Annotated in this window: 26 protein-coding genes and 1 pseudogene; 1 reads left to right on the forward strand and 26 read right to left on the reverse strand. The window is 29.3% G+C overall.

The window, feature by feature from the left end:
* Nucleotides 1-156: 156 nt before the first annotated feature.
* The 16 genes and pseudogenes from C1715_RS18355 to C1715_RS18425 form a co-directional block, all read right to left on the reverse strand.
* Nucleotides 157-546: a hypothetical protein gene (locus C1715_RS18355; protein WP_102401784.1), complete on the reverse strand. Its 390-nt coding sequence runs from the start codon at nucleotides 544-546 to the stop codon at nucleotides 157-159.
* Nucleotides 547-645: 99 nt separating this feature from the next.
* A complete protein-coding gene (locus C1715_RS18360) occupies nucleotides 646-1,098 on the reverse strand; it encodes a GNAT family N-acetyltransferase (protein ID WP_102401785.1) in 453 nt (150 codons plus the stop codon).
* Between the two features lie 46 nt (nucleotides 1,099-1,144).
* Nucleotides 1,145-1,582: a GNAT family N-acetyltransferase gene (locus C1715_RS18365; RefSeq protein WP_102401786.1), complete on the reverse strand. Its 438-nt coding sequence runs from the start codon at nucleotides 1,580-1,582 to the stop codon at nucleotides 1,145-1,147.
* A gap of 53 nt (nucleotides 1,583-1,635) precedes the next feature.
* Complete coding sequence (locus C1715_RS18370) at nucleotides 1,636-2,439, reverse strand: hypothetical protein (protein ID WP_102401787.1); 804 nt, start codon at nucleotides 2,437-2,439, stop codon at nucleotides 1,636-1,638.
* Nucleotides 2,436-2,915, reverse strand: a complete 480-nt coding sequence (locus C1715_RS18375) for an ASCH domain-containing protein (protein WP_341457758.1) — start codon at nucleotides 2,913-2,915, stop codon at nucleotides 2,436-2,438. The genes C1715_RS18370 and C1715_RS18375 overlap by 4 nt, the downstream gene beginning before the upstream one ends.
* A 70-nt stretch (nucleotides 2,916-2,985) precedes the next feature.
* On the reverse strand, nucleotides 2,986-3,555 hold the full coding sequence (locus C1715_RS18380; RefSeq protein ID WP_102401788.1) for a hypothetical protein: 570 nt from the start codon (nucleotides 3,553-3,555) through the stop codon (nucleotides 2,986-2,988).
* A gap of 299 nt (nucleotides 3,556-3,854) precedes the next feature.
* Nucleotides 3,855-5,654 carry an ABC transporter ATP-binding protein gene (locus tag C1715_RS18385; protein ID WP_207654987.1) on the reverse strand — a complete coding sequence of 600 codons (1,800 nt, stop codon included), beginning with the start codon at nucleotides 5,652-5,654 and terminating at the stop codon, nucleotides 3,855-3,857.
* Complete coding sequence (locus C1715_RS18390) at nucleotides 5,605-7,383, reverse strand: ABC transporter ATP-binding protein (RefSeq protein ID WP_102401790.1); 1,779 nt, start codon at nucleotides 7,381-7,383, stop codon at nucleotides 5,605-5,607. Before C1715_RS18390 ends, C1715_RS18385 begins: the two co-directional genes overlap by 50 nt.
* A gap of 130 nt (nucleotides 7,384-7,513) precedes the next feature.
* Nucleotides 7,514-7,840 (reverse strand): AMP-binding enzyme, encoded by a 327-nt coding sequence (locus C1715_RS18395; protein WP_207654988.1) that lies wholly within the window; start codon nucleotides 7,838-7,840, stop codon nucleotides 7,514-7,516.
* Between the two features lie 75 nt (nucleotides 7,841-7,915).
* The gene (locus C1715_RS18400) at nucleotides 7,916-8,563 is read right to left on the reverse strand and encodes a hypothetical protein (RefSeq protein WP_102401792.1); all 648 of its coding nucleotides are present in this window, start codon (nucleotides 8,561-8,563) and stop codon (nucleotides 7,916-7,918) included.
* A 77-nt stretch (nucleotides 8,564-8,640) separates the two neighbouring features.
* Nucleotides 8,641-8,826, reverse strand: a complete 186-nt coding sequence (locus C1715_RS20155) for a histidine phosphatase family protein (protein WP_146005414.1) — start codon at nucleotides 8,824-8,826, stop codon at nucleotides 8,641-8,643.
* Nucleotides 8,789-9,235 carry a GNAT family N-acetyltransferase gene (locus C1715_RS18405; protein WP_180964145.1) on the reverse strand — a complete coding sequence of 149 codons (447 nt, stop codon included), beginning with the start codon at nucleotides 9,233-9,235 and terminating at the stop codon, nucleotides 8,789-8,791. Before C1715_RS18405 ends, C1715_RS20155 begins: the two co-directional genes overlap by 38 nt.
* A 92-nt stretch (nucleotides 9,236-9,327) precedes the next feature.
* Nucleotides 9,328-9,669, reverse strand: a pseudogene (locus C1715_RS18410) (Type 1 glutamine amidotransferase-like domain-containing protein); the annotation flags it as partial.
* Between the two features lie 358 nt (nucleotides 9,670-10,027).
* Nucleotides 10,028-10,909, reverse strand: coding sequence for an aminoglycoside 6-adenylyltransferase (locus C1715_RS18415; RefSeq protein WP_102401795.1), 882 nt, complete (start codon nucleotides 10,907-10,909; stop codon nucleotides 10,028-10,030).
* Between the two features lie 120 nt (nucleotides 10,910-11,029).
* Nucleotides 11,030-11,356, reverse strand: a complete 327-nt coding sequence (locus tag C1715_RS18420) for a hypothetical protein (RefSeq protein WP_102401796.1) — start codon at nucleotides 11,354-11,356, stop codon at nucleotides 11,030-11,032.
* A gap of 121 nt (nucleotides 11,357-11,477) precedes the next feature.
* Nucleotides 11,478-11,807, reverse strand: a complete 330-nt coding sequence (locus C1715_RS18425) for a DUF5412 family protein (protein WP_180964172.1) — start codon at nucleotides 11,805-11,807, stop codon at nucleotides 11,478-11,480.
* Between the two features lie 158 nt (nucleotides 11,808-11,965).
* On the opposite strand from C1715_RS18425, the gene C1715_RS18430 reads away from it, so the two are divergent.
* Nucleotides 11,966-12,091, forward strand: a complete 126-nt coding sequence (locus C1715_RS18430; protein ID WP_102401797.1) for a putative holin-like toxin — start codon at nucleotides 11,966-11,968, stop codon at nucleotides 12,089-12,091.
* Nucleotides 12,092-12,141: 50 nt separating this feature from the next.
* Here the strand turns inward: C1715_RS18430 and C1715_RS19590 are convergent, their stop codons facing one another.
* The 10 genes from C1715_RS19590 to C1715_RS18480 all read right to left on the reverse strand — a co-directional run bounded on the left by C1715_RS19590 (nucleotide 12,142) and on the right by C1715_RS18480 (nucleotide 20,424).
* Nucleotides 12,142-12,291, reverse strand: a complete 150-nt coding sequence (locus C1715_RS19590; protein ID WP_180964147.1) for a hypothetical protein — start codon at nucleotides 12,289-12,291, stop codon at nucleotides 12,142-12,144.
* Between the two features lie 37 nt (nucleotides 12,292-12,328).
* Complete coding sequence (locus tag C1715_RS18435; RefSeq protein WP_479724088.1) at nucleotides 12,329-13,444, reverse strand: GxxExxY protein; 1,116 nt, start codon at nucleotides 13,442-13,444, stop codon at nucleotides 12,329-12,331.
* A 600-nt stretch (nucleotides 13,445-14,044) separates the two neighbouring features.
* Nucleotides 14,045-14,443, reverse strand: a complete 399-nt coding sequence (locus C1715_RS18440; RefSeq protein WP_051931987.1) for a tetratricopeptide repeat protein — start codon at nucleotides 14,441-14,443, stop codon at nucleotides 14,045-14,047.
* A 253-nt stretch (nucleotides 14,444-14,696) separates the two neighbouring features.
* On the reverse strand, nucleotides 14,697-15,878 hold the full coding sequence (locus C1715_RS19925; protein ID WP_242972000.1) for a GNAT family N-acetyltransferase: 1,182 nt from the start codon (nucleotides 15,876-15,878) through the stop codon (nucleotides 14,697-14,699).
* 299 nt (nucleotides 15,879-16,177) lie between these two features.
* On the reverse strand, nucleotides 16,178-17,032 hold the full coding sequence (locus tag C1715_RS18455) for a hypothetical protein (protein ID WP_102401798.1): 855 nt from the start codon (nucleotides 17,030-17,032) through the stop codon (nucleotides 16,178-16,180).
* Nucleotides 17,033-17,185: 153 nt separating this feature from the next.
* Complete coding sequence (locus tag C1715_RS18460) at nucleotides 17,186-17,701, reverse strand: 2'-5' RNA ligase family protein (protein ID WP_102401799.1); 516 nt, start codon at nucleotides 17,699-17,701, stop codon at nucleotides 17,186-17,188.
* Between the two features lie 156 nt (nucleotides 17,702-17,857).
* A complete protein-coding gene (locus C1715_RS18465) occupies nucleotides 17,858-18,430 on the reverse strand; it encodes a histidine phosphatase family protein (RefSeq protein ID WP_102401800.1) in 573 nt (190 codons plus the stop codon).
* A 94-nt stretch (nucleotides 18,431-18,524) separates the two neighbouring features.
* Nucleotides 18,525-19,109, reverse strand: a complete 585-nt coding sequence (locus C1715_RS18470) for a sugar O-acetyltransferase (protein WP_102401801.1) — start codon at nucleotides 19,107-19,109, stop codon at nucleotides 18,525-18,527.
* A 213-nt stretch (nucleotides 19,110-19,322) separates the two neighbouring features.
* Nucleotides 19,323-19,604, reverse strand: coding sequence for a histidine kinase (locus C1715_RS18475; protein ID WP_102401802.1), 282 nt, complete (start codon nucleotides 19,602-19,604; stop codon nucleotides 19,323-19,325).
* A 67-nt stretch (nucleotides 19,605-19,671) separates the two neighbouring features.
* Nucleotides 19,672-20,424: a GNAT family N-acetyltransferase gene (locus tag C1715_RS18480; protein WP_035294594.1), complete on the reverse strand. Its 753-nt coding sequence runs from the start codon at nucleotides 20,422-20,424 to the stop codon at nucleotides 19,672-19,674.
* Between the last annotated feature and the right edge of the window lie 60 nt (nucleotides 20,425-20,484).

A 20,484-nucleotide genomic window follows, 5' to 3' on the forward strand; every position in this document is an offset into this window, starting at 1 on the left:
TATTTTATATCTAATGTTATTTACGTTTATTTTTTAAGTCCATTTGTATTTATATAATTTAATCCTAAATTCTCTTACTCTTACTCGTTTTGTTCTAAACTTACTTAATAATTCTGTTTTTCACACTGTATGCACTATATATTTACTATTTATTAATTATATTTTTTCTTTATCAATACTTACTTTCTTTATATTTTTTATACAAGCATATATTTGCTTAAAACCAAATACCACCAAAATGCCTGAAAGAATACATTCTGAGTATCTTTTTTCATAAAGTGTATGTATGAAATAAATAAATAGTAGTATAGGCCATATTATTCCCCAAATAAATTCAAACAATTGTTTATGTTTATTCTCTCTATAATCTTTTATATAAGTAAGTATTTCTAAAAAACTAACTACAGCAAAAGTACTAAGTAGAATGACTTCCATATAATTTTTTTGATAAAATCCATATATAACACCACTCAACATTAATATAAACCATGCAATTTGTAGAATAACTTCAGATATTTTTTTACTTTCATCATTTTTTCTCAACATTTATGCCCCCTTTTTCCTCCCCTATTTATGTTTTAACATTTATAACTTATTGTACAAAACATATGTATTTGTAATTGTATAAATACTTTTATTATAAAATCACTTAATAGTTGTAGACTTTTCCATTATATATCTACTATCATGGATATTCTCTACAATTTTATATCCATTTCTAAGATATAAATTAACAGCTCCCTTATTTTTAACAAATACATATAGAAATATATCCTTATTTTTATCTTTTGAAACTAAATCAATATATTTCAGAACTTCCGTCCCTATACCTCTTCCTTGAAATTCTTTAAAAATATATAAATCATCCAGTTCAAGCTTTTCTCCATCAGTGTGCAAATAAAAATATCCTACCTTAACACCTTTAATATAAATACACATATAACTTTCTATATTATTTTGTATCTTTTTCTTAATCCAAGTAAATATCTTTTGAAAATCAAGCTGGAAATTAGTTTCGTACTTTTCAATAAGATTTTTATTTAACTCAAATATTTTGTCTTTATCTTCCTCTGTAGCATTTTTAAAGGTTATTTCCATAGTCTCACCCCAATAGTCATAAAAATTTATGGTTACTGCATATTCTTTACAGTTGCACCACCATTACTTCTTCCTCCCACATTATCTCACCAGTTTTCTCAAATCCCATGCTTTCATATAGCTTCTTGGCAACTATATTTTCAGGTACAACACTTGTGTAAAATTTAATTTTGCCATACTTCTCCCTAATCAATTCTAGCAATTTAACTATAGCTGCTTTTCCATACCCCTTATGTTGAAATTTTTTATCAATCATTAATCTACTCATTTCAATTCTTTTTGTTTCTGGATCTAAATCGTACATTAAAAAACCAACCATAGCATCTCCATCATAAATACATAATGGATAAAGCTCTTCTTCAAACTTAGACTCCAATATAGAATACCAATTTGTAGCAACATATTCCTTCTGCTCACTTAATACTTCTAAGTCAATACATTCTTCCCAGTTCTCTCTATTTATTTCTTTAAAAATAATATTCATGCTCCCAGCCCCTATATTCTATAAATTAATATATTTTGTCTTTAATACATTTGCTAATTTTCTAAATAATATTTTTGAATCATATTAAGCGTAAAATAGTATAGTTTCCGTCTAAAATTTCCCTGCAGAAGTTTGACATTTTGTTTGTTCAAATAAAAATAATATAAATCTTCAATTACTTCCAAGTCCGCCCTATCTGAAAAGATAGTTTTAGAGAACAGAAAAATATCACTTTTCCTTATGCTTAACATGCCATTATGTATACATATACACCTAATGGCTTCCCAAGCATTTTTTATTTGAGTTATACCTCCCTTATCCAATTCGTAATTAGAAACCCTATCATTTAAATCCATAACAGATCTTTGTATTCTTTCCACGCGAATAGGAACAAAAGATTTAGGTTCAATTTTAGTATAAAACTCTGTTATGTCTTGTCCATATATTACCTTATGATTTTTAATGCTATCAAAAGCATATAGCCACAATTTTGGATATCCTCTTGGAATATTATTTAAATTCCATTCATTTAATCGCCTTTGCCCACAGTCTTTTACAGTATCAATATCTTGCCATTGAATATCGTAAATTAAAGGTTTTCTTGGATATCCTCTTTTGGGCAGTTTACTTTGAATATTTTTCACTACTTCTTCTATATGCTGCTTAACTTGTAAATCTACCTTTTTATTTAACGTTGTAATTGTAATATCAATATCGCTGGAATCTTCAATAAAGTCTCCCCTTATAACACTTCCATCAATAATCACACTAATAATTTCACTTTGTATTAATGAACTTACCTTTTGTAACTCAAATTGTAATAGTTTTATATTTTCTAAAACTTCATTTAATATCAATATTTGTACACCACCTGAAATTCTTCAAATACTACCAACATGTCTTCTGAAAAATTCATTCCTTTCTCACTTAATTCTTTAGTAAAAAAGTCTATATGCACTTTTCTCCAATATTTTAAAGATTTATCTCCCTCACCTTCTATTTCAGCCAATTCTTCATTTACATCTCTAAACGGAACTAAAACAACATTTTTGTTTCTTATAATGCAATTTGCTATTCCATTCCAATCAGTAATAACGCTATATTCCCCTTCCTTAGGCAATTCCTCTTTTTCTAACTCATAAAGACAATAAAGTGAGGAGGTTCCTCTTTTTATTCCCTTATTAACTAATTCAGCTAAATTATTAGCACTTTTTTCATTATTGCAAAAATACCATGAAGTGTAATTTTTATTAGTAGTGGTGATATTCTCCCCTATAGATGTTAAATAATCTTCCCACATTTTTTTCACTGATTTATGCTCTTGTTCCATCATTTAAACTCCCCTTTATCTTATAATTTAATATTGTTCATTTAAAACATAAAAAAATGTAGCTTGTGGTGAACTATAGTTTATACTCATTACCTCTATAAGCTTCTTTCAATTTATCTTTCAATTTAGGATGCTTCTTAATACAATAATCAATAATATCCGTTTTACCTTGTTTATAAAAGTATACTGCTTCTTCAACTAAATCCGAATCATCTGAAGGTATATCTGGATGCCTCCTTGGATATCTATAAATTCTGATGTTTACTTGTTTCTCCATTGCCATAAGTTTTTCAAGTATATTCTGAATTTTTTCTCCATTAATTACTTGAGCTTCACCTTTTGAAACAACTTCTCCTTCAAATCTCGTCTGTTCTTCTAAAAAAACACTTCCATCCAATGTATAAATATATCCCTTTTTATTATCAAGTATTTCTTCTAATGCGCCTTCATACCTTTCGGTAATTTCCAAAATACTATCATATCCATATGCCACATTGAAAATAAAATCATTCCATCTTTGTAAAAATAGTAATGCAAGCGCTTTGTTTTTTGTAGCATAAACATAAGCTTCCCCATGTGTAGAAACATGTGGCCTAATTACTCTTAAGCCTCCACTTGGTGATCCATGATAAACTAAATTCATAATTTATGCCCCCTAAAATTCCTCAAATATTTTTCGTGCACTCATTTTCTTTTAAAATTCCTAAATAATCTAATTATTCCCTTAATAATAATTACTTTCTATGAATTTATAAGAATAGCAACCTAACTTTAACAACATAGAATCGTATCCATAATACTCTGCCAAAGCAACAATTATTGAATCAAAACAATCATTAAAAGCATTAGTATTTGGATGAATTTTCCATCACATGTTTTACGCCCCCCTACCTTTGTGATAATTATAAATTAAACAAAACACATTATTTCAGCATACACACCCTAACGTTCATACCACTGTGCTTGCGATTGTAATAGCTTGTAATATCTACCTTTCATGTTTAACAATTCCCAATGAGTTCCTTCTTCTACTATTTCACCTTTATCCATAACTATAATTCTGTCTGCAATTTTAGTTGAACCTAATCTATGAGTTACAAAAATGCATGTTTTCTTAACACTTATCCTTTTAAAAGACTCAAATACATTAGCCTCCTCAATTGGGTCAATAGCTGAAGTAGGTTCATCCAATACAATTAGATTATGTGTCCTATAAAGCCCACGGGCGATTGCAATTCTTTGCCATTCTCCACCTGAAAGGTCTTGACCTCCAAACTCCCTAGATAGAATTGTGTTACCTTTGATATTTAGTTCAGGTAAATTTATATCTACCTTATGGAGAAAATCCTCTATTGCTAGTTCAGATGTGATATTACTGATTTTGATATTGTCCTCTATTGACAACTTGTATTTAATAAAATTTTGAAAAACAGCACTAATTCCTTTGAACCTTGAAGCACTTGAATAAGTATGGAGTGATTTGTCTCCGTACAAAACCTGGCCTTTTGTAGGGTCATATAACCCCATAATTACCTTCGTCAATGTACTTTTCCCCGAACCATTTTCTCCTACAATTGCCAAGGATGTTCCAGACTTAATGGTAAGATTGATGTTCTTAAGCGCATTTCCACTAGCATTTGGATAAGCAAAACTTACATTTTTTAATTGAATATCTTGATCCTTTAGAATATCAGCATCCTGACCTAAGTTACAATTATCATCAAGAAGTCTCACTAAGAATGAAGTATTTGAAATACCAACAAGTGCTCTTCCCAGGTCTTCAATTGCTCTTCTCAGCATTGTTGTTATTTTAGAAATAGAGTAATAAATAGCTGCAAACAAACCAATTGATATAACTCCTGAGTAGACAAAATACACTAAAAGCATAAGTACACTTAAGAATCCTATAGAATTTAGCAACTTCATAAACACTGATAACTTAAGGATATGTCTTTTAGTAGAAACAAATTCTTTACTGAATTCCTTGTTTGATTCATTAAATAGTTTATAGAAATACTCAAAGGAACCATTAAGCAATGTATCTTTAAAGTATTCTCTTGATATGATACATTTTTCAAAGTACTCAGTTTTTCTTCTCCTGTTGCCCATTTTATCTTCAAAATCAAAACTTTGTTTTACCCTAATTTTCTCTAATAATAATGTAGGGATAAAAATCAGAACAATTACAAGTACCAACACAGGATTTATATTCATCAAATATATTAATAAACTTAAAATATACGGTATATATAAAAACAAAATCTGTACAATAACACGAAGTCCACTGGGAGCATCCTCACTGCCAAAGCTTGCTTTTTTCAGCCTATCCATATTAGCTGAATCCTCGAACTCTATAGGCTTCATAAGTTTTGTACGATTATGATGTAAAAATTTCATATATCCACTGCCACGTCTCCAAAAATAGCCTTTTGCCATGTACTCAATCCATTCCCCAAAAGGATACAATGCCAGAATCACTAGTAAACTTAGAATAGGCTTATAAATCAAATCTATTGTTGCTCCATTTGCAACATCTACAATACTATCAAACAATGTCTTTATTAAAACAATTTCAAGGAATCCAAGGGCACTCATAAATAAGGAAGAGATAACAAGTAGAACAAATGTTATAGGGCTTGCATGCCAAGTATATTTTATTAATCTTCTTATAACCCCTATCCCAGACATTTTTTTATTTGTCATACATTTCACCTTGCTTTCTAAATAATTGTGCATAGACATTATCATTCTTCATTAATTCTTCATGAGTTCCTTTTTCAATAATTTGTCCTTGATCAAGCACAATAATCTCATCAGTTATTTTTGTTGAACCTAACCTATGAGTTATCATAAATAGAGTCTTTTCATTGGCTATGTTTAAAAACTGGTTATAAATCATACTTTCTGCCGTTGGACTTAAGCTTGCAGTGGGTTCATCCATTATCATGAAAGGCGAATTCAAGTATAAAACACGTGCAATGGCAAGCCTTTGCCACTCCCCACCAGATAGATCACTTCCATCATCATAGATCTTTCCTAGATGACTATTCTCTTTCTTAGGTAAATCATTAACTACTCCCTCTAACTCCATCAATCTAATCACTTCACTAATATCTGCTTCTGAATCTTCAAATGCTATATTCTCTTTTAGTGATACATAATATTTTGCAAAGTCCTGAGAAACTACAGAAAATATACTTCTTAACTCTCCAAATTTATACGACTTTAAGTCCTTTCCATTTAGAAGTATTTCACCTTCATAATCACGATATAACCCTACCATAATTTTTGCCAAGGTGGATTTACCAGCTCCATTCAATCCAACCAGTGAATAAGATTTACCCTTATTGAGTGATAAATTAACTCCTCTCAAAATGTATTCTCCAGAATCCTCATACCTAAACCAAAGATCTTTTATCACAAGACTTTCAAATGGTATTTTCTCTCTAATCTCTGAACTTTCTAATCTGTTCCTTTTCAGTTTTGTAAACTCATCTAAATCTTTCGCATACTCATAGTGTCTTGAGAATTCTAAAATCAATTCAGATGACTGAAAAGCAACTATCTTACTTAAACTAATCATGCTTCCTGATATAGACGTAAACATACCTACTGATAACGCACCACTGGATACTTTACGTGACAACATAAAAATAATAAATACAGCTGCAATACTAGCTACAACATTCACCATCATACTGCTTGATGTCTCTTTAGCTAAAACCTTAGTATTATAGTTTGACCTAAACAGATGTGCTTTCATGAATCTTTTGTTAAGAGAGGGGGAAAATCCGAATAAAGCTCTTTCATTGGCCGTTTCCCTATTAACCAATATTTCTGACAAATAATTCATCTGTCGTGTAACAAATCCAACCTTTTTTTCTTCTTCATAGACGACTATACCATTCTTGAATGTCAGAAGTATTGTAGGAATAATAATAAATAGATATACGAAAACAATCCACAAGTTCACTGTTGCAACCGCATAAAGAACACCAAATAGTTGTATTAATACTGAAATTGCAGTATTAACTGAACGAATTACATCTACAATCTTAATTTCAATATCTTGTGTAACTCTTAACAAAAGGTCTTGAGTTTTAGTCGCTTCAAACAGCAAATAATCAATAGAAAATTGCTTTTTAATAATTTGTGCTTTAAATTCTTTTCTCAAATCATCTTCTAATAAATTGTAACTATATTGTCGAAAATCTTGACCTAATTGCGTGTACAAATAGCCAAGAACTGTGAGTCCTAAGTATATTAACATTGTTTTAATTTCCGGATTTGACGATGTTACTGTCATTGCTGCATCAATAAATTTTGCTACAGTAAACAGCATAAAAGGCACCATTAAACCTTCTACAATGGTTAATATTAAACATACTGCAAAATGAAATGGAGAATAAAGTGTAACAATTTTTATTAAAGATAATATCTTATTTTTTCTTTTCTCATCATATTTTCTCATAGTAAATCCTTTCTCGTTTTACAACCCTATTTTTTGATACGAAAAACAACCTACATTTATAAAAAGTAAATCCATTTATATCCTGTTTGCTAAACTATTTATCCAGAAACATTCTCTAAAAACTCACTTCTCAATTTATTCCTATCAACCTTACCACTATTAGAATGGGAAGTGAACTAACTTCAAGGATGTTATCCGGTATCATATAGTCAGGAAGTTTTTCTTTTAGTGAATTCTTTACATGTTCAACTGTACAACAATTTTCAAACATAACAAATGCATATATCATGGGATTAATGCTATCTTTATTAAATATTACTTCTGCTTCTCTAACTCCTGAAATGCAATATATCTGTGATTCAATTTCTTCTAACTCAATCCTATAACCTCTCAACTTAACTTGTTGATCACTTCTTCCTAAAAACACAATTGAATTGTTTGATGATACCTTTGCCAACAGCATGCGGTCCAAATATAACAACAAGTTTCATCTTTACATCCCACCTTGTATGAATTTAGTATATTTTCAAGCTTATATGAGCTTGCTTTCTTTTGTATTCAGGTTCACAACTCGAGTTCTTGTATCTGACTTTGATATAAATAAAGGTTCTCCACTACTATCAATACAATACGCAATAGGCATGGATATCCCGCAATTTTTATAGGAACCGTCTGCGTGGCTTGTACCCACTATAATTGTTTTATATGTTTTTGCAATTCTTCTAGCTTCATTTATCCACTCATCAAATTGGTCATCACTAAACATGCCTACACCTATTGGATGTGCTATAAAATTAATTTTTCCACTTATATTTTTTAAATCTCTAACTCCCTTTAGAATCTCCATACATAATAAATATCCAACTATCATCTGGCCATATTTAACTACCAATGGTGGATTTAATTGAATTTGTTCATCCGGTAGAGTTTTTGCCCTTTCTAAAATTTTCTCACCGTTATTATTTATTATTACTGCTCTATCTTTGTTATTTTTTCCATAAGATGTGATTATTGTAATATTGTTTTCTTTTGCAACATTACAAGCACTTTCTAATACTTCTTCACTTGATAAGTATCCTTCAGGATATAATACAATATCAATTCCTTTATTGCTCTCTATTTCTTTTTTTAACTGTTCTATTCCTTGTTCATGTATTGGTTGTCCTATTAAGACTTTCATATTTACTTACCCCTTTATAATTATTTTAGTTTAGCAACTAAAAAACAACTATCTTTTAGCTTAGTTAAAAGTTCCATTTATTGTAAGTACACTAACAACTCACTATTTATTTCTATAATTGAAGTATTATCCGTTTTAAATCTCATCATTTCATTAAAAGGAGTATTGGTTATATAACATTGTAAGCACATAATTACAGCACTATGCGTTATAATTATTACTACTCTACATAAACATTTGAATACACCAAGTTTTATAATCATGCTTTTTATAAAATTTAATAATACTTTCCATGTCTTTTGTGGAAGAATAAATTAAAGATCTTTTAACTCCATTTTCTTTAGCAATTTCTAATATTTTATCTAATAAAATTGTACCTATATTAAAACCTCTATTTTCAAAAGACACATAAATATCATCTATTTCAATATAAAATTGTCCATTATCCATTACAGCCATATTTTGCGATTTATGAACTGTACCGTAAACAAATCCTACAATCCTCTTATTTAACTCAGCCACAAAAAAATATTTTCCCAGTTTACTTTCTAAATAATCTTTATCAGCAGCAACAAATCCATAAGTTATCTCTTCTTTAGCCCATTGCTGTTGTAAAGCTATTATATAATCTAAATCTTTATATACACATTCTCGAATAATTAAATTATTCATAATATCCTCCAAAATTTTTAACATAAATTTGAGGTATTTAATAATTTTTATCCCTTAAATTTATATAGATTCTACTTAACCGTCCCTACAAATCATAACAACTTTATTTTATATTTTTTTCCTATTTCTTTGACATCTTCCCCATCAATAATAATTCCTGATTCCTCATATAGAATGTATAATTCATTATTATAGCAATCAATAAGTTCATCATCTGTTTCTTTATAATGACACCAAACATCTTTATTGTTTAAAAAATTTAAACCTTTTGAGTCTTTTAAATTAACAATGTTCTTATCTGCATGTTTTGCAGAATCAATTGTTTTTCCAAATATGATAGCTCCAGCAGAACCTCCATAAATAACACCACCATTATTTAAGAATTTAATGCATTCTTTATCAAACTTGGTATCTTTCAATGTTTTTAGCAGTTTATAAGTATTTCCAAGTTTCCAACTGTTACGCTAAGGATGTTTCTTTTCACAATCAATACTTTTATATTTTAAATAAGAAATAAGAATTATACTCATTTGATTACATTTCGTACTTCCAATTTCTATATAATGTATTACCACCATTAACTATGATATGACACAAAATTGAATAAATAATAGATTGAGTAACAAGGGTTAAATAAGCTATTTTACTCATTTATACATTCCCTCTTTAATTTTCATATTATATAAATAAAGTTTTATGTTTACTAAATTCTAATTTCATAATCTCATTTTCTATGGAAAGCCTTTGCCCTTCATATAAATTACTATAGATAATACTAAATTTGTATTTTAATTAATAAATTTTTGTTGCATCCCTTGGCAATTCTTTAATGTGTTTTATGAATGCAAAGCTTCTTTTGGCTTCATCATAATTATATTCATACCCAAGCATTTTACCTACTTTAGGTGCAACCTCCATAAATAACTCACATGTTGCAATCAATGCATTCCACGCAGAATTATAATCCCTCATATTAAAGGTACTCATGAATTTCGTCCACAAGTCTAAATCTAGATATTCTTTTAAATTTTTACTTGCTTTTCCCATACTTACCTTAAATTCCGTTTCAGTACCAACGTACCAATCTAACATGGTTAGTAACTCTTGTCGTACATAATTATTCATTACTTCTATTGTAAAAAGAATCTCCTCTCTCCAAAGTCCCTTTGCACAGTATGGGGCCACCCACCAAAAGTTATTACAGCGGCTAAAATATTGTCCATATGTAGGCTTTTTAATCCAATAATCTTCGTCAGATGCTACTGAAATTTGTGGCAAACAATTATCTTTATCAAGCAAAGGAACAGTGAGCTTGTCCTTTCCATATTCTTTTATTAATACTTCCATAGGCTGAATATGCAAGTCAATTCTATTTCCATCTGTAAACTGCATTAAATATGTATAACCCTTCTTAAAATCAATATCTTTTCCTTGCATTCTATCCAGTTCATCAGGGAATTGAAAAATAAGCTGCTCCCCAAATACATTTATCCAATCCTTATCTTGAATAAATGGCTCTGTTTCAGTAACTACATAAACAATGTCATAGTCTTGAAAAATATCCTTTTTCACATTAGGATTTGCCCTAGAACCATTCATATAAACAGCCCTTATTCGCTCCTCTCTATTTGCAACACCTAATATTAAATCAAACATTTCCTGCTCGGTCCTCATAACAACACTCCTTTTATTTAAAATAATCCTCTATAAAAGTAACAAAATGGCTCTTGGCTCTGTACTCCAGATAACTCAAGCCAATTAGATAAAAAAATTAAATATATTAAACTTAATAATTTATCCCTCTCCATATGTTTCAGTAAAATATAAAAATCCCATTTTTTTAACCTTATAATTACTTATCACATTGCCTGTTAATCTATCATATTCAGTATAACCCTCAATAGTGTAAACCATAGCATTTTCCTTATCAAGCATATCTTTATCTGCTTTATATAAAGAATCCATAGTTTTTATATTTCCTCTAAATGCTCCTATTGGATGTCCATATATAAATAAATGTGCTCTAATGGACATTGACGGATTTATATGAGCTATGATAAATCCACATATAACTATTGTAAAAATACATAATGTTACTATAATTTTTTTTGAAAATTTCATGTTCTTTCTCCTTTCTAACTTTATCAGTACCTATTCAACTACTATAAACACTGTAATTTTAATTGTATCTCTCAATGCACCTTTTTCATATTTAGAATAAAGAGAAAAAATTGCCTATCATTTATTCTCTTCTATAATCATAAATTTCATTTTTAACTCTTAATTGTACACCATTTATTTTTATCGTCTCATTATTTATCCATTCCATATGAACTTTTTCACAGTGGTACTGCCAATAAATATTTTCCGTTTTCTTGGTTTTATTATTCTTTAATGTTCCTAAAACCGCAAAACCTGTTGTGGCTCCACCATTATTCAAATAAACGGTTACAATATATGTTCCATTAGGTGAAGTTGATTCACTAAGATATTCTTCACCTTTAATTCTCTGAATATCAAAAATGAATAATTTTACATTTATAATAATTATAACATTTATACCATAATATATAAATTAATATTATGATTAACCCACAATAAGTATTACATTACTTGAATTATTATAAATGAGTAAGTTCAACTTACCAAATCAGAGATTTAGAGTTTCACTTATAGTTGAATGTGGGCTACTGGTATCACTCACCTTTCTTGTGAAAGGAGGTGATACATATGAGTAACGGTACTTTAATGTTACTATTTCAGGTAGGATTATTTTTATTAGCACTATTAACATTTATAGTGTTACTTATTGATAAAATGTCAAAAAAAATAGTAGCCCCAAGTCGAATTGGTTAGCTACTAATTTTTTATTATATATATTATAGTGATGCCAGTTGCCTAAGCAACTAATAAGGATTAATATAAAAATATACCCCTATAGCAATAATCATAATCAATACAATTACGGAGATTATTCCTAAAGCCTTATTTTTGTTAGTTATTCCATAGAGTATGCCTATAATTGCGGCTATTGCAAGAACAATCCCCAAGGCCATAACTGATCACTCCTTATTTTAATGCTTTTAACTATTTCTAAACATAAACCCCAAATATATCTTTCCCTTGCACTCTTATTCTCTCTTCTTTAAACTCTTTATTTTTATTAAAATTAAATATAACCAAGTATCCCTTATCCAAAGAGTTAATATCCAAGTAATCACAAAGCTGATTTACTCCATCTTCATGATATTTCTGCCCTCTCCATATCTTCATTTCTATGATATATTTAAAATTATTATAGGTTATAACCATATCTAATCTCTTTTCTTCGGAAATTTGAACTTCCTTAAAATCAAATCCAACTCCATTTATTATTGGCTTAATAAATGCTAAAAATAATAACCTTCCGTGGTGTTCTATAAATTCTTGATCTTTAGAGGAATATTGTTCTTTCATAAACTGCATAAATCTTTGGAGTATTTTTTCTACATTAAGTCCTCCATTTGGTTCTATAAATGCACCTTTAAAATTATAATCATCCATTTTACTATATATATTTTCAAGCTTTGATACCATGTAATTATACATTCTTTCTGAAAATATCTTATTAGCTATAGCAACTTTTCCATGGCTATTTTTAAAATATCCATAAGTTATTCCTAAATCTATAAGTGGATTATCTTTGTTAAAAGTCTTCTGCACTCCCCTTATGATTATATCTTCTATATAATCATAAAGTTCTTCATTATTTTCTAAGTTCTTTATCATAGTATCAAATAAGGTATTCTTTTCATCTAAAATTATTTTTACAGCCTTTTGAACATCCCATATACTCCAAGGCTTTTTATCCAATTCATAAATTCTTTCATCTATAATTTGACATATCCTACCAACTAAAAATGGGTAGCCTTCTGTAAAGAAGTATATTTCTTCACTAAGTTCTTTTATATCCATAGAAATATTATTCTCATCACAATATTCCTTTAGCATTGTGCTAATTTCAGCTGGTGAAAAGCTCATATCCACATTAAAATCTGCTGCTATGTTCCAAGGAGAATTGTATTTAGATTCCTGTTCTGGTCTCAATTTTAGTTTTAAACTTTTTACATCGTATACCCCAGCTAATATAACAGATTTAAAGGTATAATCTTTGCCCATTTCCCTTGATAAATATTTATTTCTAAGCATTCCTATAAAACTTAAAAACAATTGATTGTTTGAGCTTTTATCTACTTCATCTATGATTAAAATAACTTCCTTTTCTGCATCTTCTACGAAGCTCGTTATTACTTCTGACAGTTCTGCAATATCATTAATTTTTCTATTTCCTTAAGCTTACTACTTATATCAACCATGTAATGTTTTCTACTAACACACACTCCTGTAGTATTAAATCTTTTTTTCATAAATGAATTTTCACCACCTATAATTTAATTACTTACTTTCCCACATAATTTCCAAGTTCTACCTGTCAATTTATTCTAATCCCTAATCCCCAATCTCTAGTCCTAAAAAATTTCGTAGCGATGCTAATCTTTTTCTAGGTTCTAGGATCAGTATAGTTTATATATCTATTTTATCCTTTAACCCATTATAACATAAGCCAATGATACTTTTAATATCATTGGCTTTTCTACCTATTGGCTTCTTACACAAAATTTAAATGCATTCACAATGAGACCCTTATATTATGTTATATCTTAAGAAGGGTACGCTATCCCTTAAGCTATAATTATGTTACTTTAATCCTACAAGTTGGGAATTTATCAACTTAGTGTTATGCTCATAATCTCATTAATAAACTGAAATTTATATGTCTACTTCAACCCCTAATGCTCGGCACTTCTCCAAGGCTTCTGGGTGTCCATTAATTGCAGCCTTTTTATACCATTCTTTGGCTTTCGCAGTGTCCTTTTCCACAACAACGCCTTCCGCATAAAATAACTCTGCAAGATTATTCTGAGCGTCTCTATCTCCGTGTTTTGCAGCACGTTCTGTCCAATAAAAAGATTTTTCTAAGTCCTTATCAACACCAAGTCCATCATAATAGAAATATCCAACTTGACATTCAGCCAATGGATAGCCCTTTTCAGCAATTTTCAGATGACCTTCAAAGCATTTTCCATACTGTTTAGTCAAGAAGTATTTCTCAATCAGTTCATTGCACTCATCAAATTCTTTACATGGTTTGTAATAATTTTGTGACATATTATTTCTCCTCTCAATTTCTGTTTATAAATAATCTTCTCTACAAAATTACTATTTACTGAATTATTTCACATCTTGCATGCATCACAATAGTAAAAGGATTACAAAACTTATTCCATTTTATTTCATATTCTTCATGAAGTATTAATTTTAAATCATATTAAAACACACTCATTTTTCTCCTGTAATCTTATATAGTCACATAAATTATTATAATAATTGGCTACAGAAAAAAATTCTTTTTAATAGTTAATTAATCCCATTGCCCTGGAAATCTTAATTTTTGTAGTCGTGGAAACTTTTTATTATATTTTTCCACTTCTTCTTTTGGAAGATTTTCGAAAACTTCAGATTCGTAAAATTTTCCTTTTATGCCTTTCATACTATCTTCTGCCAATTCAATTCCCATAAATGCATCAAAGTTTTTACCATCTGCAGTGGTAATATTAAAGTTGTCACATGTTTTAAATCCTATTCGAGGATAGTAATCTGGTTCTCCAAAAATTACAATACCTTTATACCCTTTATTTGCAGCTAAGTTCATTGTTTCCCTTAATAGCAGTTCACCAACTCCACAACCTTGCCATTTAGGCTCTACGCAAAGAGGTCCAAAGGTTATAATTTCATGTGTATCTGTACCATCAACAACTCGTGCCTTAGAATACATTATGCATCCTATTACCTCTCCATCCTTTACTGCTATTCTGCTTAGCTCTGGAAGATAGTCTTTATCTTGACGTAATTTGTGCACGAGGTAATGTTCGTCACATCCAAGATGATGTTTATTCCAAAATGCATGCTGTGTCATTAGCTCTACATTGTACCAATCATCCTTTGTTTCCATTCTTATTTCTATTTCTTCACGATTTAATCTTTTCTTTTCCTCTGGAAACCATCCAAATTCTAACCTCACTTCTTTTCTTTGTAAATCATTGTTCTTATAGCAACAAGTGTCCATACCAATCAAGGTAAAACCCTCATGCTGATAAAAATCTACTGCATTAACATTACACGATTGTGTTTCTAGTATAATAGCTCTACGACGTTCTCTTCTTGCTTGTTCCTTTGCTATTTCAATTAATGCATGTCCTATTCCTTGCTTTTGATATTTTTCTGATACCCATAGCTCTGTAATTCTTAGACGATTAGACCATAATTCTTGATCAGTTTCAATTGCAGCAATTAATTCATCATTAACTAACACTCCCCAAGCATAAGCATTCTCCCAATGATCTTCATATAACTTATCTGGAAAATCATATTCTTCTGGTGTATGAGTTACTGGCTTTGTAAAGTCTTTCTTTTCTATCTCAATAGCAAATCCTTTATCTGTTTTATTTACTATAACATCATAATATTTATCCGTTTTATACTTTATTGGAATTATAGTTCCCTTCCATTTCTCTTTTGGTAAATGTATAATTTCATATTCCATAGTCTTTCTCCTCTCTTTTTATATAGTTATTGCATTAGCATACTATAGTTCCGCTGATTTTATAGTTACCATACTTCTCTCAACAAATTGCTATTTTTAATACTTAACTTTAAAATTGGAAACTTGTAGATAATTAATAGGTAATAGCTAAGAAGTAATAGTTGTGGCGAAAATTCAGCCTTGCTGAATTTTTTCAAGAACTCTTACTTTTTACCTATTAGTTCTTACTTAAATAACAATTTACTATTTAGTAAATTGTTTTACCCTTCTCATGTATCAAAATATAAGAAATCAACGAACTAAAGTATACATTTATAACATCTATACTTTTCTTTAATTTCAAATCCTGCATTCAAGGCTGCATTTAATTCATCCAGGGAGTCCTCATCAATAAAATATAAAAATTCCCTTAATGAACCAAATTCATTATACAATTGCATCAGCGTTTCATTAATTAAAATGCTCTCAATACCCTTATTTTTATATTCCTTATCAACAAATAAACCAACAACACTTGCTCCATCTTTTGAAGCCTTTGTGAAAATACTTCCACGTATTGCTTCATCCTGTCTGAAAGCAAATATACGAAAGTAATCTATATCCTTTTGAAGATTTTTGCTATTATAGTACATTCCTGATGGCATTGCATATTTATCATGGAACATAGCATATTCTTCAAAATTGCTATTTGTAATCCTTTCTACCTGATTATGGCTTTCATTTCCATGTAACTCTAAATTATATAGTGCTGCAACAATGCTGGATTCAACTAGTTCAACATTCTTTCTCATAAAATATTCATTTGCATTTTTATTAGTAAAGGGTACCCCTATGAATAGTTCATATCCTGGCAACTGTTTACTTATATGACTAATAAATTCATCTGCAATTTGATCATAATCTCCTCTTATTAAGAATACTACTGTTTGTGCATATTTTTCATCACACTCCCAAAAATAAGCGCAAACCCCGCATAGTACATTCTGGTGATAATAGGCTATTATATTACGTTCCTCCAAATTAATGGCCCTTTCAAGTTCTTTTTTAATCTCCTCTATTGAGTTTCTCCTTGGATAACTGGCATACAAATCATTCTGACTCAATTCCCATGCAAAATCCATTACTTCCTCAACCCTATAAATTTTTTTTATCATTGTTTACACCTCATTTGTCATTAAGATTTTAAATTTCTGTTTAGCTTATTCACATTTAAGTATGTAATCTTTAATAAATATGTAACAATTTTCATAAATCTAATCCCATTAAGCTAAAATTATATTACTGTAACTCTGCAAACTGGAAATTTATCAATTTAGCTGATGTTCTATTATAATAATTGATTCTTCATGGTCACCAATCATTTCAACTGATATTTTTTTGACCACAGTACTAAATTTATCGTTACATTTACTCACATCATCAAATGCTTTATCAAGTAACTCCTTAGATGATACTTTTCCAACTGTCATATGCGGAACATAATCACAACCTACATCAAATTGCTTCAGTTTATCTCTATATAACATATCATGAATATTTTTAATTACCTCAGTACCTTGTACTACATTTAAAAACAAGTAATTTCCATATTTATCTTCCTGCTTACTGAACCCTGCTAATTCAACTTTAAATGGTTGGATGTTGCTTAAACACTCTTTTAAATATAAATTAAGTTCTTCATTAGTCAACTCACTATCAAAGGGAAAAGCTAAAGTAATATGTGGCAATACTAAATCTGCTAATGGATCATATTTTTTACGAATATCATTAATAGCATCAATATTTTCAAATTCAGGAAAGATCATAATAGTTCTTGTATTCATACTTACATCTCCTATACAAATTACTATAACATCATTAACCTATATTTTCTTTTGAGAAGCTCTACATAATCCAAAAGTTTTACCATATATTTTTCTTTAAGCTTCATTTTTAATACTTAACTTTAAAATTGGAAGTCGCACACATAAAATACATTATTATACTTTTAATATATCTATCTTCTCAATTTTAACACATATCATTTCATCAAAAGTAAATTTCACTACCCACGGCGTAAGTAACCTTATTTCATCAAAATCTTTATATCCATATGAAGATTCATAATAGTTTATAATTGTACTTAGTGCAGTTCCATGTGTTCCTATAACTATATCTTTCCCATAAAACCTCTTTAAAACCTTTTCCAATGCTTTTATGTTTCGTTCTTGTACCTCATGCAAACATTCTCCATCTGATAGTTTGTAATTAAAGTCCTCCCATTGCTTTTGAGAAAATCCATGAAAATCTTCTATCCAACAACTATCAACTTTTCTTTCTCTAAAATTATCAACTAATTCAACATTTATATTATTTGTATCAACAAATGGTTTTATTGTATCTATTGCTCTTTTATATGGACTTGACAATGCAACTTCTATACCTTTATCCTTAAGATAAGCTGCAACCTTTAAAGCATCCTTTTTACCCTTATCTGTTAAAGGTCTAATAGCATCATCATGAACAGAATAATCTGGTTCAGCATGCCTAATAAAATAAACTACTGTCTTCATCATACATCCTCCTTTTAAAAGAACTATATGTTATTTATAGATAGTGGATCTCCCTTACCAATCTAATTTTTTATCCATAAAATTATTTGTCTTTCTAAATATTTTCTCTAACCACTCTGCATGGATTACCATATGCAATCTTATTAGATGGAATATCTTTTGTAACAACACTTCCTGCACCTATTACAACATTATCTCCAATTTTTACTCCAGGCATTATGATTGCCCCACCGCCAATCCAAACATTATTGCCTATAGTGACAGGTGCTGTTTGCGTTTTACAAAATTCAAAAGACCCATCTTCTTTAGGCTTACCAAAACGTTCCCTTGCATTTAGAGGATGAAATGCCGTATATATCTGAACACTTGGCCCAATCAATGCGTTGTCTCCGATGATAATTTTATTATCATCTAAAAAAGTACAATTCATATTCACTTCGCAATTATTCCCAAAATAAATATTATTTCCATAGTCAACAAAAAAAGGCACAGTAATCCAAAGATTTTTTCCTCTACTGCCAAGCAATTGATCAAGGATATTGTTTTTTGTATCTGCATCCTCAGACATAGTATTATTGTATTCCCTAATCAAGTTTTTTGCTTTATGCCATTGTGTAATCAATTCTACATCTCCACAATCATAAAGCTGACCTGCTAACATTTTTTCTCTTTCTGTCATAACAATCTCCTTTTCAAGTTATTATTTATTGAATTGTCTACCCAGCTTAATTATAAATTATCTCATTGTATTTACTTCAAAACGTGAGATATAAACAGAGCTCTTAGCTTCAGATGGAGTTTTTACTCCATCTGAAGGTTAGAGATCGTTATCCATGGACGTAGCTGCCGTTATCTCCCACTTTGTTAGAAGTGGGAGTGTTACGGCAGGTAGTCATCGGATAAATGCAATTAAAATACCAATGATAATTCCAATATCTATAGGAATACTTTTATCGCCTTTTTCCTTTTTAAGTAGTGCAAATAATTTTCCTAATATGACAAAAATAAATGCTATGCCTATGGATATTTTACTAAAAGATGAACTAAAGGGATTGTCAGTAATAAAAACTATAGCTATTGGAATTAAGATGACTAATGAAGCTATTAAATATAATATCCAATTTAAATCTCCATTCTTTATATATAATATTAAATCCAACTTATTAAATTTCATTTCACGCCACTCCTTGCAATATGTATTCTAATCTTATGAAGTATTTTTTACTATTATCAAATTAAAACTATTCATTAAGATACGTTCCTACTACTATTTCTTCAGATTTCACCTTAAAACCTAAACTCTTTGCTAAAGCAACTGAATACGTATTTTTTGCATCTACCCAATAAATTGGAATAATATCATTTTCATAACACCATTTCAATGATCCAATTGTTACAAATTTCCCATAACCTTTATTTCTATATTTTTCATTTGTAAAAACCGTAAGATTTCCTCCAGCAAAATCTATGTTAGAAACCTTACAGTATGAAATAATTTTATGTTCATCTAAAATTACATATTGTCTTCCCTCATTCACCTCTTCACGTTTTCTTGACCATACCTTATACTTTTCTTCATCACTGTAAGTGCATAAATTATTCATTAATATTTCTTTGGTAAGCTGAACTACATTATCTTTTAATACATATTCTTTAGGCATATTGTCACTATCCAAAGTCATTCTATACATTTTCCTAATGGTGTAATTTTTGACTTTATTATCAAAGAACCTTTTTAATATATTGATAGTTCTATCAATATCCATATTGTTGAAATACCCAATATAATCTTTAAACTCTTTATAAAATACTGGTGAAATTGAAAAAACATTAACACCTTCTATATTAGTTATTATTAAAGGTTGAAAATACCAATTATTTATTGGCTTTTCTCTTTGGTTACTTTGAAAAATAAACTTTTTTTCTTTCAAATCTTTAATTGATAATCCTAAATAATTTAAATAATAGAAATTAAACATTTTATTATAATCCATGTATTACTCTCCAATTAAATTTATTATTTAATATTACTGCTTGTCCCTAATTAAATAAAT

The sequence above is a fragment of the Haloimpatiens massiliensis genome (assembly GCF_900184255.1).
Lineage (GTDB): Bacteria > Bacillota > Clostridia > Clostridiales > Clostridiaceae > Haloimpatiens > Haloimpatiens massiliensis.

Excerpts from the sequence above, each read along its gene's own strand:
- C1715_RS18355 (WP_102401784.1), bottom strand. The coding sequence starts at position 546 with ATGTTGAGAAAAAATGATGAAAGTAAAAAAATATCTGAAGTTATTCTA.
- C1715_RS18360 (WP_102401785.1), bottom strand. The coding sequence starts at position 1,098 with ATGGAAATAACCTTTAAAAATGCTACAGAGGAAGATAAAGACAAAATA.
- C1715_RS18365 (WP_102401786.1), bottom strand. The coding sequence starts at position 1,582 with ATGAATATTATTTTTAAAGAAATAAATAGAGAGAACTGGGAAGAATGT.
- C1715_RS18375 (WP_341457758.1), bottom strand. The coding sequence starts at position 2,915 with ATGATGGAACAAGAGCATAAATCAGTGAAAAAAATGTGGGAAGATTAT.
- C1715_RS18380 (WP_102401788.1), bottom strand. The coding sequence starts at position 3,555 with ATGAATTTAGTTTATCATGGATCACCAAGTGGAGGCTTAAGAGTAATT.
- C1715_RS18385 (WP_207654987.1), bottom strand. The coding sequence starts at position 5,654 with ATGTCTATGCACAATTATTTAGAAAGCAAGGTGAAATGTATGACAAAT.
- C1715_RS18390 (WP_102401790.1), bottom strand. The coding sequence starts at position 7,383 with ATGAGAAAATATGATGAGAAAAGAAAAAATAAGATATTATCTTTAATA.
- C1715_RS18400 (WP_102401792.1), bottom strand. The coding sequence starts at position 8,563 with ATGAAAGTCTTAATAGGACAACCAATACATGAACAAGGAATAGAACAG.
- C1715_RS20155 (WP_146005414.1), bottom strand. The coding sequence starts at position 8,826 with ATGATTATAAAACTTGGTGTATTCAAATGTTTATGTAGAGTAGTAATA.
- C1715_RS18405 (WP_180964145.1), bottom strand. The coding sequence starts at position 9,235 with ATGAATAATTTAATTATTCGAGAATGTGTATATAAAGATTTAGATTAT.
- C1715_RS18415 (WP_102401795.1), bottom strand. The coding sequence starts at position 10,909 with ATGAGGACCGAGCAGGAAATGTTTGATTTAATATTAGGTGTTGCAAAT.
- C1715_RS18420 (WP_102401796.1), bottom strand. The coding sequence starts at position 11,356 with ATGAAATTTTCAAAAAAAATTATAGTAACATTATGTATTTTTACAATA.
- C1715_RS18430 (WP_102401797.1), top strand. The coding sequence starts at position 11,966 with ATGAGTAACGGTACTTTAATGTTACTATTTCAGGTAGGATTATTTTTA.
- C1715_RS19590 (WP_180964147.1), bottom strand. The coding sequence starts at position 12,291 with ATGGCCTTGGGGATTGTTCTTGCAATAGCCGCAATTATAGGCATACTC.
- C1715_RS18440 (WP_051931987.1), bottom strand. The coding sequence starts at position 14,443 with ATGTCACAAAATTATTACAAACCATGTAAAGAATTTGATGAGTGCAAT.
- C1715_RS19925 (WP_242972000.1), bottom strand. The coding sequence starts at position 15,878 with ATGGAATATGAAATTATACATTTACCAAAAGAGAAATGGAAGGGAACT.
- C1715_RS18455 (WP_102401798.1), bottom strand. The coding sequence starts at position 17,032 with ATGATAAAAAAAATTTATAGGGTTGAGGAAGTAATGGATTTTGCATGG.
- C1715_RS18460 (WP_102401799.1), bottom strand. The coding sequence starts at position 17,701 with ATGAATACAAGAACTATTATGATCTTTCCTGAATTTGAAAATATTGAT.
- C1715_RS18465 (WP_102401800.1), bottom strand. The coding sequence starts at position 18,430 with ATGAAGACAGTAGTTTATTTTATTAGGCATGCTGAACCAGATTATTCT.
- C1715_RS18470 (WP_102401801.1), bottom strand. The coding sequence starts at position 19,109 with ATGACAGAAAGAGAAAAAATGTTAGCAGGTCAGCTTTATGATTGTGGA.
- C1715_RS18475 (WP_102401802.1), bottom strand. The coding sequence starts at position 19,604 with ATGAAATTTAATAAGTTGGATTTAATATTATATATAAAGAATGGAGAT.
- C1715_RS18480 (WP_035294594.1), bottom strand. The coding sequence starts at position 20,424 with ATGGATTATAATAAAATGTTTAATTTCTATTATTTAAATTATTTAGGA.